Annotated in this window: 8 protein-coding genes; 4 read left to right on the forward strand and 4 right to left on the reverse strand. The window is 62.6% G+C overall.

Annotated features, from left to right (window positions below; genetic code table 11):
• Nucleotides 1-211 precede the first annotated feature (211 nt).
• On the forward strand, nt 212-2,686 hold the full coding sequence (locus IEX57_RS09380) for a hypothetical protein (RefSeq protein WP_188704059.1): 2,475 nt from the start codon (nt 212-214) through the stop codon (nt 2,684-2,686).
• 84 nt (nt 2,687-2,770) lie between these two features.
• On the opposite strand, the gene IEX57_RS09385 is transcribed toward IEX57_RS09380, so the two are convergent.
• On the reverse strand, nt 2,771-3,937 hold the full coding sequence (locus IEX57_RS09385) for a helix-turn-helix transcriptional regulator (RefSeq protein ID WP_188704061.1): 1,167 nt from the start codon (nt 3,935-3,937) through the stop codon (nt 2,771-2,773).
• A 376-nt stretch (nt 3,938-4,313) separates the two neighbouring features.
• Here IEX57_RS09385 and IEX57_RS09390 point away from each other — a divergent pair, with 376 nt between their 5' ends.
• The gene (locus IEX57_RS09390) at nt 4,314-6,287 is read left to right on the forward strand and encodes an acid phosphatase (RefSeq protein WP_188704063.1); all 1,974 of its coding nucleotides are present in this window, start codon (nt 4,314-4,316) and stop codon (nt 6,285-6,287) included.
• Between the two features lie 64 nt (nt 6,288-6,351).
• Here the strand turns inward: IEX57_RS09390 and IEX57_RS09395 are convergent, their stop codons facing one another.
• On the reverse strand, nt 6,352-7,788 hold the full coding sequence (locus IEX57_RS09395) for a glycoside hydrolase family 1 protein (RefSeq protein ID WP_188704065.1): 1,437 nt from the start codon (nt 7,786-7,788) through the stop codon (nt 6,352-6,354).
• On the opposite strand from IEX57_RS09395, the gene IEX57_RS09400 reads away from it, so the two are divergent.
• Both IEX57_RS09400 and IEX57_RS09405 read left to right on the forward strand, forming a co-directional pair.
• Nucleotides 7,787-8,767, forward strand: a complete 981-nt coding sequence (locus IEX57_RS09400) for a LysR family transcriptional regulator (RefSeq protein ID WP_229708938.1) — start codon at nt 7,787-7,789, stop codon at nt 8,765-8,767. The genes IEX57_RS09395 and IEX57_RS09400 overlap by 2 nt on opposite strands.
• A gap of 92 nt (nt 8,768-8,859) precedes the next feature.
• Nucleotides 8,860-9,006 (forward strand): hypothetical protein, encoded by a 147-nt coding sequence (locus tag IEX57_RS09405; protein WP_188704067.1) that lies wholly within the window; start codon nt 8,860-8,862, stop codon nt 9,004-9,006.
• A gap of 458 nt (nt 9,007-9,464) precedes the next feature.
• Here IEX57_RS09405 and IEX57_RS09410 read toward each other — a convergent pair whose 3' ends face one another.
• Together IEX57_RS09410 and IEX57_RS09415 are read right to left on the reverse strand one after the other, a co-directional pair.
• Nucleotides 9,465-11,417: a beta-galactosidase gene (locus IEX57_RS09410; RefSeq protein WP_229708939.1), complete on the reverse strand. Its 1,953-nt coding sequence runs from the start codon at nt 11,415-11,417 to the stop codon at nt 9,465-9,467.
• Nucleotides 11,418-11,469: 52 nt separating this feature from the next.
• Complete coding sequence (locus tag IEX57_RS09415) at nt 11,470-13,374, reverse strand: glycosyl hydrolase 53 family protein (RefSeq protein ID WP_188704068.1); 1,905 nt, start codon at nt 13,372-13,374, stop codon at nt 11,470-11,472.
• Nucleotides 13,375-13,376 lie beyond the last annotated feature (2 nt).

Consider the following 13,376-nt stretch of genomic DNA (forward strand, 5'->3'; position numbering starts at 1 on the left):
GCCGCCGGTCGGCCTGCCCTGGCCCGGCAAACCCTTGCGGACACTGGCCGACCAACGCGCAGTTGATCTCATTCATACAGATGAGGCTGAGCGGCCAGGTGGCCTCCTAAAATCGCCGCACAGTGCATCGCAACATGAATCTGGCGCGGGCCGGAGGCGGGCGAGGCACCGCTGATCAATCAATAACACTCCAGAATCGGGAAGATGAGCCATGACACTGAAGCGCACACGCCCCGCCACCGGCCGGGCGCTACCCTCGCTGCTGTCCTGTCTGATTGCCGCAGCCCTTGTGACGGGCTGCGGTGGCGGCGGTGGTGATAGCACAAGCAGCACCGGCACCTCGGCCTCGGCCATGAGCGGGACCGTGGCCACCGGCCAGGTCATGGCCGGCGCCACGGTGCTGGTCAAGGACAGCACGGGCAAAACCGTGACCACCACGGCCGATGCCAATGGCAATTACACCTTGTCGCAATCCACGCTGGCCGGTCTCGTTGCACCTTTGATCATCAAGGCCAGCAACGGGCAGCCGGGTGGCGATCTGTATTCCGTTTCTGCCAGCGGGGGCACCGCCAATGTCACACCACTGACCAGCATGGTGGTGGCGGCGCTATCTGGGCAAATGCCTGCGGATTTCTTTGCCCTGGTGGGCACCAGCAGTCAGGCTTCATCGCTGATCAATGCCACCAGCATTGCCAGCGCCCGCCAGCAGGTACAAACGGCGCTGACGGCGGCCGGTATCGACCCGACCAATATCGGGGACTTCTTCAGTACCCCCATTGTGGCGGGCAATGCGGCGGATCAGGTGCTGGAAACCACCTCTGCCACGCTTCCCAGCCTGACGGCGTTCATGGCCCAACTGGCGCAAACCACCACACAAAATAACGGTGGCACGCCGCCCTCGGGGGGGACGCCGCCATCTGCCAACATTGATACCTCCACTTATGGCGGCTGCCTGACGGATCTGACGCTCAATAGCCCGTTGCCCGCCAGCGTGACGCAAAGCACGCTGAGCAGCGTGCCGGATATCAATGGTCGCTGGATCTCCACCAGCTATTTGCAGCAAAGCTTCAATGCCTCTGGCACGCTGACCCGGAGCAACTCGCGCGGGGTGGACACCGAGGGCACCGACAACGCTACCCTCTGGGAGACTAAACCCCGCCAGCTCAACGTGGACTGGCAAAACAGCGGCGGCGGCATCACGGCGGTTGCCAGCCCCACCCGGATGATCGTGCGCAGTACAAACCAGACGCCCCTGGCGTGGTATCTGGACTCCACCGACTACTCCGCCTCCACGGGCGGCGCCTACCTTGGCTACCAGGAACAGGGCAACCCGGATAACCCGGCAACGGCCTTTGCCAGCGGCGCTTACCGCTTCGGCTTTTACTACGCGGCAAACGTTGCCGCAGAGCAGCCGCTAGATGCACTGACGGGCAGCGGCGCGAACTATGAGCGCACCCGCTATATGGTCGGCGATACCAGCAATTCACCCTCGCAAGAGCATTACACGCTTACCTACACCGGCAAGCAGACCATCTCTACGCCGCTGGGCTCGCTCAATGTGTGCCGCTATACCACCAACGGCACGATCCTTGCCGCCGACAATGTCACCAAAACGGAGTACCAGCAGACCATGTATACCGTGCCTGTGCTGGGTGTGGTCCGCCGCGAGTACAGCGAGACCGACACCAATGCCAACGGCGTTGTCACATGGAAAGCCGTCAACAACCGTGATCTGGTCGGTGCGGTAGTGGGCCAGACCGGTTACGGCCAGTCGCTGCTGCCTGATGACAGTACGCTGGGCAGTTGCCTCAAGAGCACCACGCTCCCGGCCAGCCTGGCAAGCTCGGCCGACACCACCCATGCCGCGCAAAGCGTGTATCGGCAAGACAAGGATCTGGTCACCACCTACAACGCCGGGGTCGCGACGGGCTGGTCCTGGCGTAACAGCGGCCTTGTTACGCAAGACACACCGGTAACCGGCCAGAGTTACTACGCCTATGTCTCCGGCACGGCCACGACGGTCTCTGGCGGTGGGGATGTGACCAACCGCTACTACGTGAACGGCAGCTGGAATGGCAGCAGCCCGGCACCGACAACACGGCCTGGCGGCAGCAACGATGGCGTGGCCTGGATACTGAACGGGCATACCTGGCAGGATGCCTGGGGTGCGCCGGCAGGCTGGGAACAAGATGCCGACGCAAGCAATTCAGGCTCATCGCCAGCCGCACCGGGATACTATCAGCGCGTGTTCTACGACAAACCGACCACCATGCCGCTGGTGTGGGTCGACGGTTTGCGCAAGGGCGAAACCGTCTCTGCCACCATCAACCAGTACGAGCAGAACAGCTGGACCACGCCCGGCTCGGTCAGCACGACCAGCCTGACCGGCCAGTACACCTATAGCGGCCGCAGCAGCATCACCACACCGCTGGGGACATTTGCCACCTGCCGGCTGGCCGCCACCTTCACGCAGACACAGTCCGGCAACAGCTACAACGTGACTGAAGTCGATGTGGAACACCGCGTGCCGCAACTGGGCGTGGTTTACGCCACCATGGATGAGACCGACAAGACCGACACGGCCAATCCAGGCTACGTGACCTGGGCCAATGCCAAGACCAGAACGCTGACCGGCAAAGTAGCCAACGGTCTGCTCTGGGGCAGTCTGGCCAACCCGGTGCAATAACCCGTCAGGCACGCCTTGCACAACGGGCCGCATCTGCGGCCCGTTTTGTCTGGATAGTTGTAAACAGCGCAGACGCCACACCCCTCAGGACAACCAGCGCGACATGCTCTCCCCCGCCGGCAGAATGCTGCTGACCAGACCCAGCATGCGTACCAGTTCGGCCTGGCGTGAGGTGCCGGTTTTGGCAAACAGGTGCGCCAGATGCGTGCGCACGGTGGTGCGGCTCACCTCATGCGCTGAGGCAAACTCTTCGACCGTGGTGTTATCGAGCAAGGCTTGCGCCAGTCGGGCCTCGGCCGGGGTGAGCCCGAACATCTGCCCCAGCATCTGCGGCTGGGGCTGCGCCCGCATGGCGGTGTCCTGAATGATGACCAGCGCACAGGGACCAGTACCGACAGCGCCCAGGGCCTCGTCGGCCGGCCGCGTCATGGGCAGAACCGACAGCAGCAACGTACCCTGACCCTGCTGGCGCGGTACGCGCAGCGCCTGCCCGGTCCGCGGCGTCGCCCACAGGCTGCGGCGCAACACCAGTTGCAGTTGCCGGTCTGCGTTGTGGTTCACCGCGTAGAGTTTGTCCTGCCGGATCGCAACGCCATCGGCCAGCGCCAGGCAACAGCGCGCCGCGGCGTTCATCCAGCAGACCAGCCCGCGCTCATCCAGCCAGAGGGCACCAAAGGGCAGGATGGCCATCGTCTGCGCTGCGGCCGCCTGCTGTGCGTGTAGCTCGTGCAGGCGCGCCCGCAAATGGGCCGCGCGGACCATGTGGGAAGAAATACAGCCAAGCAGCTGCAAACTGGTGGCGTTATAGTCCGGCGCATCCATGGCCCGGACCAGCACCATGCATTCCGCCAGTTTTTCGGTACGCCGCATCACCGTCGCCGTGGTACGGCAAAAACCGTGGCGCATCATGAAGTCGTTGTAAAACTCGTTCTGGCGCACAAACGACAACCCATAGCGATCCTGATCGCAGCGCCATTGGGCAGGCTCACCCGTCAAATACCAGGCCACACGTGGATCGATGGTGCCGAAGTATTCACGGTATTCCGTGTCGGCCTTTACCAGCGCAGCAATGGTGATGCACGACTCGGTCACCTGGCGGGATAAAAGGTCAATCGCCACGTAATGCCCCACGCCCGAGCCGCTTAGCTGCGCAATCGCCACCATGGCCGGATTAAGCCGGTCAAAATCCTCCGGCCAGGCATACAAATGTTCGACTGCCTTGCGAAAGTAGCTCTGCTGTAGTGGCGTCACGTCACTACCCCGGATATTTGTCTCTGGCAACTATAGCAAGCTTGCAATAACTGCAAGCCGATACAATCCGCCTGGCCGCCAGACGTAGGCATGGACCTACATTCAATCCGGATAATGACTGTCTTTGATCTGACCCGATCACAGCTGGATACCCTGGCTTACGCTGTGGCCAAAACAGGACAGACCGCCACGTTCAAACCGGTTTGCCTTCAGTATTCATGCGGCTTGCACAATGTGACAACGCGCCACATTCCTGCAATTTGATCTTCAAGTTCCCGTCACTGATGTATCACATTGGTTTTCTAATATATCAGGCGTTTTTATTACGGCCGGCGCCATGACGCGGGCCTTTCTTCTCACACGCCTGGTATACAACATGAACAACTGCCGATACGCACCGCCCGCCGCCCTTTTGCCCATTGCCCTTGCTGTTACCCTGGCCCTGGCGGCCTGCGGCGGGAGCGATGACACCACCAGTACCTCCAGCCCGGACAACTTCTCCGTGCCGGCCGCGCCCGCCGGTCTGGGCACGGTAGACACCGCACCCGTGCAGGACGAAGCCAGCATCCTGCCGTTTGTGGACTACGCCTATACCAACCAGCGTGGCGATGCCCGTTACGCCACCGATGCCACCAACGCTGGCGTACGCGTGCTGGATGGTTATCTGGCGCTGTGGACACCGAGCACGCTGATTGTGGATGCCGGCGTCACTGCCGCTGCCAATGGCAGCTACCCGGCAGTGGTCGCGTCCAGCTGGACCGGTATCCCGGGCGACTCGACCGACGGCACCATCGTCAACGCCGCCATTCTGAACGCCAATATCAATTACGTGATCAGCGCTACCACCAGCCGTACCGCCGACCAGGCCACCGCCGCCTATCTGGATGACCGCCGCCAGAAAGGCTACAGCGTGACCGATGGCATGGGCCCACTGACCGGCGCCTGGCGCACGGCTGCCCAGCAAACCACGACGATTACCAGCGTGGCTTCTGACGCCACCACCGTGCTGTACAACGACACCGGCAACAATATCGGCGTGGGTACATCGTCGGGCAACACCACCTTTGGCGCGGCGGTAGATCTGATCAGCAGCATGGGCACCAATGCCTCGACCGAACCGGCCAAGCGCTTTTACAAATACGCGCGGCCGTGGCGCTGGAGCAGCAGCGTGATTGTCGTTCCGGCGCTGGTGCCGGCAGAAAGCAGCACGCCGAACGTGGATGGCGGCTTCCCCAGCGGCCACGCCGCCGAGGCCGGCCGCGATGGTCTGGCAATGGCATATCTGGTGCCGGAACGCTTCCAGGAAATGGCCACCCGCGCGCTGGAACTGGGCGAGAACCGTATTCTGGCCGGCATGCACTCGCCGCTGGATGTCATGGGTGGGCGTATCCAGTCTGAGGCGCTCGTCGCCGCCAACCTGGTCGCCAATACCGCCGCCACCCGCCAGGCCGCCGTCACGCAAGCGCATACCGCGTTGATGGCCGCCACCGGCACCAGCACACTGGCCGCGTTCAACCAGTACGCGCATTCGGGCACCACCAGCACCGACCGCTTTGCCGATCACGCGGCCAACAAGGCCAACTACCTGCGCCGCCTGACCTATGGTTTCCCGCAGATTGCCGACACCACCAAAACCGCGCAGGTGCCCAAGGATGCGGAAATCCTGCTGGAAACCCGCCTGCCGTATCTGACCGCCGATCAGCGCCGCATTGTGCTCAAGACCACCGCCGTGGCCTCCGGTTATCCGGTCATGGATGACGCCGAGGGCTGGGGCCGCCTGAACCTGTTTGCTGCGGCCGATGGTTACGGCGCGTTCAACGGCGACGTGAGCGTCGCCATGGATGCCACGCAAGGCGGCTTTAACGCGCAGGATTACTGGCAGAACGATATTGCCGGCAAGGGCAAGTTCAGCCTCTCTGGCAGCGGCACGCTGGTTTTCAACGGCAATAACAGTTACACCGGCGGCACCGAGATTGACAGCGGCACGCTGCAGGCTGATTCGGCCACCGGTTTTGGCAATGGCGATATCTACGTGGCCGGCGGCACCGCCGTGTTCAACGCCACCAGCCCGGTCACCACGGTTAACTACACGCAACTGGCAGCGGGCACCACGCAAGCCAACCTGGGCAACAACGGCCAGGGTCAGCTGAAGGCCAGCGGCACGGTGAGCATTGTCGGCGGCACGCTCAACGTGAAGTTCGCCAGCGGCTTTACCCCGACCGTGGGCAGCACGCTGACCGTGATCACAGCGGGCAAGCTGCAGGGCAAGTTCAGCACCGTGAACGTTGCCGGCTTCAAGGCGACACCGGTGTACACCAGCACCGGCATGCAGATCCAGATCACGGGTTAAGCCGCGATCAGCAACCCACAAAAAAAGCGCGACGGCTGTCGCGCTTTTTTTATTGCTGCAGTGGTCACAGCGTCTCGCCGCCGCTGGCAATCACCTTCTGGTACCAGAAGAAACTGTCCTTGCGGATGCGGCGCAGGTCTTTGGCATCGGTCTCGTCGCGGTTGACGTACACAAAGCCGTAGCGCTTCTGATAACCGTTAAGCCAGCTAAGAATATCGGTGAACGACCAGGGGCAGTAGCCCAGCAGTTGCACACCATCGCTCATGGCCTCCTGGCAAGCTTGCAGATGGGCACGCAGGTAGTCGATGCGGTAATCGTCGTGGATCGCGTCACCGGCTTGCAACTGGTCGAACTCGCCCAGACCGTTTTCGGTCACCATCAGTGGCAAGTCATAACGTGACGCCAGCCGCCGCAGCGCAATGCGCAAGCCGGTGGGGTCGATCGCCCAGTCCCAGTTGCTGGTCGGCAGATGCGGGTTGGGCGTGGTGCGATACAAACCCGGCACACCGCTGGAGGGCGTGGTGCCCTTCTGGCCCGTGGTGTTGATGCGCTGCATGGTCACGCCGTCACGCGGGTTATCGGTAAACGTGGTGGTGTAGTAGTAATTCACGCCGACAAAGTCTGGCAGGCCGGCCTGCAAAATGGCCGCATCGCCCGGCTGGACATCCGGCGCCTCCCCGGTTTTTTGCAGCCACGCCAGCGCCGCTTGCGGGTAGCGGCCAAAGCAGTAGGTATCCAGCCACCACCAGTTGGTGAATTCCTCGGCGTTTTCAAACGCCAGCATATCGGCCGGCGCGCTGGAAGCCGGGTAGCCCGGCGAATACGCAAAACTCGGCCCGATCAAACCATTGGGCACATGCTGGCGAAAAGCCGCAATCACCGTGGCATTGGCCAGAAAGGCGTGGTGGTTGGCGGCAAAAAAGCGCTTGCGATCCTGCACGGCGGGCGGGTGCGTGCCCAACTGGTAGGCATTGGTGGTGTTGTAGTTCTGCTCGTTGAGCGACACCCAGTATTTCACCTTGCCGGCAAAACGCTGGAACAGCGCCACGCAGTAGTGTTCAAAGTCTGCAATGATGCGACGGTCTTCCCAGCCACCGTATTCATCCTGCAAGGCTTGCGGCAAATCCCAGTGATACAGCGTGAGCACGGGCTCTATGCCAGCGGCAATCAGCGTATCAATCAGCCGCTCGTAAAACGCCATGCCGGCCTCATTCACCGCACCCCGGCCGGTCGGGAAAATACGCGGCCAGCTCACCGAAAACCGGTACGCCGTCAGCCCCGCTTCTTTCATCAGCGCCACGTCTTCTGCCATGCGGTGATAGTGATCGACCGCGACATCGCCATTGCTGCCCTGAAACGTCTTGCCCGGCAGATGGGTGAACACATCCCACACCGATGGCCCTTTGCCGTCTGCATCATGCGCGCCTTCGACCTGGTAAGCGGCCGAGGCTGCGCCCCAAAGAAAGCCCTGCGGGAATGGTGTGAGTCTGGCGTGATGCATGGTGACCTCCGGTTTGCGAGTTACCGAACAGCATGCGCGCTGCCACTTGATTCCGGCCAATGATATATTTTCAGCAACTTCATTCCACAATGGAATCATGGAACTCAGAGACCTGCGCGCTTTTGTCACGCTAGCCGATTTGCTGCACTTCACCGAAGCAGCCGACCGCCTGCATGTCACGCAATCGGCGCTATCCAAACAGATCAAACGGCTGGAGAGCGATCTGGGCGGTGCGTTGTTCAGCCGCAGTAACGCCGGCACGCAACTGACCCCGCTCGGTCGCGACCTGCTGACCGACGCGCATAAACTCGTCAACGGCGCTGACGCACTGGCCTGGAAAGCGCGCGCCTCACTGGGCGGCAACGCCGGAACATTGCGGATCGGTTTTGGCGTGGGCACCAAAGTCTTCGTGCCCGCGGCGATTTCACGCTTTCGGGCCGCCCGACCAGAAGTGCAGATTGAGCTGAATGATCTTTCCAGCCAGCATCAAATCCAGGCCTTGATCGAAGGCCGGCTGGACCTCGCCTTCTGCCGCCTTCCCGCCCCGACCGGCTGGCCACACATCCCCGTCGTCGTCGCCCGTTTCATCGCAATCATCCCCGCCAGCTGGTCCCCCGCGCTCACCCTGGCAGAACTGGCCAGCCAGCCCGTCTCCATCATCGACCACCACCGCGCCCCCGCCTTTCACGCGCACCTGATGAACTACCTGGCCGGACAAGACCTGCGCGTCGCCCAGATCCAGCCCGTGCAGGATTTCGTCTCCGTCGTCGCCCTGGCCGCCGCCGGTATCGCCTGGGGCATCGTGCCCTCATCCACCTCCATCGACGACCCTGGCGTGCGCATCATGCCACTGACCGACCCCGCCGCAAGCTGGCTGATCGGGCTGATGCGGCCACCGGGCAAGGCGAGCGCGCTGGTTGCCGCGTTCTGGGGGACTGTAGAAGAAATGCTGGGAGACAACGCGCTGGCGACGATGTGAAGAGCGCGAGGCGCTGCCCGGGGCTTATCCCGCAGAGCGTGCCCGCATTGCAGCTGGATTCCGGCTCAAGGCCGGAATGACGAGGTGGTGGGATGCTTGCTGGATTTGATGTGGCGGCAGCAGCTACACCCGTTGCCATTGCCATTGCCATTGCCGTTGCCGTTGCCGTTGCCGTTGCCGTTGCCGTTGCCGTTGCCGTTGCCGTTGCCGTTGATTTTCGGGGTTGCCGTTGCCTTTGACGTTGGGCCCCTTGACTGCGCCGAGCATCGCAGCGAAGTCCGGGGTTTCGGCGGAGGGGTGTTTGAGCGAAGCGAGTTCCCGTAGCCAGCCGGACTTCGCGAGAAGCGCAGGGAACCCGAAGGGCGCCGTCGCAGGGGTCGCCTTTCTTTTGGGTACTTTTCTTTGGCGATCCAAAGAAAAGTACCGTGCTCCGGCCACCGCCGGTATCAAAACACCGCGCCGCAAGGCGCTAACAGCAGTTCAAGGCTTTAAAGACAGCAGCAGGTGGATTGTCGCTCTCGCTCCGAATCCACCCTACGTCGCTTGCTGTCGGGCAACCCCCGACATCTAAAACACCGCGCCGCAGGCGCCAACAAAGATTCAAGTATTGCGGCGCTGACAAACATCGCAGCTGGATTCCTGCCTCCGCAGGAATGACGCCCCAGATTGCGACTACCCGCGCCACATCACTCGCAAATCACTCCCGCCAGGCACAAACCTCACCCTGCCCCAACTCCGGCGTGCCAAACAAAACCACCGCATCCATCGGCACTGGCACCTGCCAGACCTCGGCGTCGTAGTTGAATGCAAACGTCACATCCCCACGCCGCACCAGACGCTGCCCGAGACCAAGATGCGTTACTTCCAGCCCTGCTTCCAGCGCACACTCGGCCAGCCAGTGCTTGAGCAAAGCCGGCTCAAACCAGCCGGTTGCATATTGAACGTTGCCCTTGCGCAGCAGCGCTGGCCAGTTGTCTTCAAAGCGCGCGAGCACTTCTACGTCGCCCATCGGGCGCACGTTCTCACGCCAGCGCTCAGCCGCACCAGCCTGGCCGGCAATGGTGGTTTGCGGGCGTAGCGTCGGGCGCAGGGATTCGACTTCCAGCACCTGGATCGGCATCACCGCTTGCAACGGGCCTGGCGGCAAGGTGGCGGGGATATGGAAATCAGCCGTGCGTGAACCCGTGCGCGGGCCGAACAGCCACAGCGCGTCAGACTTGCTCACCTTTTCTACCAGCGGCAGATCGGCCACCGTCAGAGTCGGGGCGACGACCATGGCGTAGCCGCTGAAATCAGCGTCACGCGGCAGGATGTCGATATCCAGCCCCAACTGGCGCAGGGCGCTGTACCAGGCCAGCAAGTGCAGCTGGTAATCAAAGCTGGCGCCATGACGCTGGATGTCGCAGAACCACAGCGATTCGTAATCAAACACCATGGCCACCTGGGCGCGGGTCTTGACGGCATCCACCGGGAACTGGCGCAATTCTTTGCCCACGGTCAGACCTTCTTCGCCGCTGGGCGAGAACCCGTCCGAGGGCAGGTTCAGGCCGGAATGCAGTTGCTCCTGGGCATACGGGGCCTGGCGCCAGCGGAACCAGGACACCAGTTCCGCACCATGGGCAAAGCCTTCCCACGCCCACAAACGCACCATGCCAGGCGCGGGGACGGGGTTGTGCGGCGCCCAGTTCACCGGGCCGGCTTGCTGTTCCATGATCCAGAACCGGCCACGGCCCACGCCCCGGTACAGGTCGTGGCTGAAGGCAGAGATATCCGGGTGGCCGGTGCGCGCCCAGCGCGCTTTTTCTTCCTCAGGCAGGGCCTGGGTTTCGGTGCGGGCCAGCGGGTAACTGTCCCACGCAGCGACGTCGATGCCGTTTTTGGCAAACTTGTAATGATCAAACGCGCCAAACAGGCCCATGAAGTTGTGCAGCACGTCGCGGCCGGGGGCGTGCGCCCGCAGGATGTCGGCCTGCAACTGGTGAAAGGCAATCACTTCATCAGACAGGAAGCGACGGAAATCGAGCAGGTGCGAGGGGTTGGCATCGGTCGGCGTCTGGACCGGGAAATCAATGGCGTCAAAGCCGGGGTATTCCATGCTCCAGAACACATTGCCCCAGGCCGTGTTGAGCTTGTTGATGTCGCCATACTTGCCGGCCAGCCAGCGCTGGAAAGCGGTTCTGGCTTCGTCAGAATAACTTGGCACTGTGTCGTGGCAGGCCAGTTCGTTGTCGGTCTGCCAGGCCACCACGGCCAGGTGCTGGCCGTAGCGTTCGACCATGGCGGTGGTGATGCGCGCGCATTCGCGGCGGTAATCGGCGCTAAAGAGATCGTAATGGCGGCGCGAGCCAAAACGCCATGGCTTGCCGTCCGCGCGCACGGCCATGATCTGCGGCATGGCTTTGCACAGCCAGTACGGCGGCGCGGCCGTGGGCGTACCCAGCACGATCTTCAGCCCGGCATTGGTCAGTACTTCAATGGCGCGATCCAGCCAGGACCAGTCGTATTCGCCCTGGCGCGGTTCCATGCGTGACCAGGCAAATTCGGCAATGCGCACATGGGTGATGCCCAGTTCGGCCATGCGGCGGGCATCGGATTCCCACTGGCTTTGCGGCCAGTGTTCGGGGTAGTAACAAACGCCAAGTTGCATCATGTTGGTTCTCTGCAAATCTGATTTGAAAACTGGATTGGCCGCCCTGAGCGGGTCAGTCCGCCGCGAATTCCACGTCGTCGACGTTGCCCCAGTTGCCGGCGTTGGCATCCACGGCCACGCCCACAGTGCATTGCTCGCCGCTGACTTTGATGTTGCTGATCTGATAGCTGTGCCATTGCTGCCAGCCGTTGTTGTGCATGGCCACGCTTTGCGCCTCGCTGCCGCAATCCTTGGCAAACAGCGTCAGGGATTTCTCTCCGCCGCCACCGGCCGCCCAGGCCTTGAAGTGGTACACGCCTGGCTTCAGGCCCGTGAAGGTGTGGCTGGCTTCAAACTTGAAGGCACCAGAAGCCCAGTAATGCAGCGATTGCTGGCCGCTATGCGCGTTACCCGGATTGCGCTCGTTGCTGGCGGCGCTCTTGTCGCCAATGAGGGCCCAGTCATCGAGCTTGCCGTTTTCAAAGCTGGCATCGGTAAACAGGTTGCGGCGTGGCGAGACCGTGACGTGCGCCGTGACATCCGGCTGGCCCGTGATCTCGCCCTTGAGCGTGAACTCGCCTGGCGTGCTGGTTTTGCCGGCGGGCACGCTGGCCCAGTCGATCAGCACCGGGCGCTCGGCGTCGTCACTGAACGGCAGGCGCAGGGTTTCCGGCGGCACAAAGGGTTCGCCCACAAAGGCGCTCAACTCAATCGGACCCGGTTGCAGCAGTTTGGGCTGGTAGGCGGACTTCTCTCGCACGCGCTTGAACACGGCCAGCGATGGCAGCGCGTGGCCGCCAAAGTCGAACATGATCTGGTTATCCCAGCCGTTGCCATCGCCCGTGCGCCAGCCGACGTTGGGCAGCCAGGCCGGCTCCCAGTAGAACAGCCCCAGGCCGCGTTGTGCCGGCACCTGGGCGACGGCGTCGATCACATCCCGCACCAGGCTGGCCTGCCCTTGCGGCGTGGCTTTGTAGCCGATGACCTTTTGCGAATCGGCATTGAAGATGTTGGGCGTGCTGTCGCCATTCTGCAGCGTGGCGGCGTAGCTGGTTTCCAGCACGGCCACGGGTTTGGCGTAACGGAACGCCATGTCATCCATATTGGCGCGCAGGTCGGCCACACCGCCGTGCAGATACGGGTAGTAAGACAGGCCGATGATGTCGAAATCGACCTTCTCGCGCGTCAGCAGGTCGAACACGCGGCGGTACAGATCGTTGCTGGTGCCGTTGGCCAGGTGCACCGCAATGCGCGTGTGGCGGCCGGCAAAACGGGCGTCGTCAGCGCGGATGGCGGCAATACCCTGGCGCATCAGCGCGACAAACCCGGCGTCGCCGCCAATGACTTCATCGGGCTTCGCTTTCCAGGTTTTGCCATCCGGCCACATGAAGCCGCCGTTGAGTTCATTGCCGACTTGCACCATGTCAGGCGCGACGCCTGCGTCGTCCAGCGTGCGCATGACGGTGGCGGTGTAGTCGTAAACGGCTTTTTCCAGCGCCGCGCCGTGCAGGTCTTGCCAGGCCGCAGGCTTGGTTTGCGTCAGCGGGTCTGCCCAGCAATCGCTGTAGTGAATGTCCAGCAGGTATTTCAGCTTGAGCGCTTTGGCGCGTTTAGCCAGGCGCAGCGTGGTGGCCAGATCGTTATTGCCGCCGCCCACCGGATCACCCTTGTGTGCGATCACCTTGCCGTCTTCGATCACATCCGCGGCGTTGACCGGCGTATGCCACAGCCGCAAGCGCAGCCAGTTGACGCCATTGGCTTTCAGGATGGCCAGCGCGTCTTGTTGCTGGCCCGCCAGGTTGTAGAACTTGCCGCCGGCGGCCTCTACCTGATCCAGCGTCGAGACATCCGCGCCCATGATGAAATCCGGGGGCAGATTGGGGACGGTTTGCACCGCAACGCTGCCCGCCGCAAACAGGTTGGCGGACAGCACAACCCCTGCCAGCAGCGCCGGCATGCCAAAAACGGTATGTGCCATGG

The sequence above is a fragment of the Silvimonas iriomotensis genome (assembly GCF_014645535.1).
In the GTDB taxonomy this organism is placed as follows: Bacteria; Pseudomonadota; Gammaproteobacteria; order Burkholderiales; family Chitinibacteraceae; genus Silvimonas; species Silvimonas iriomotensis.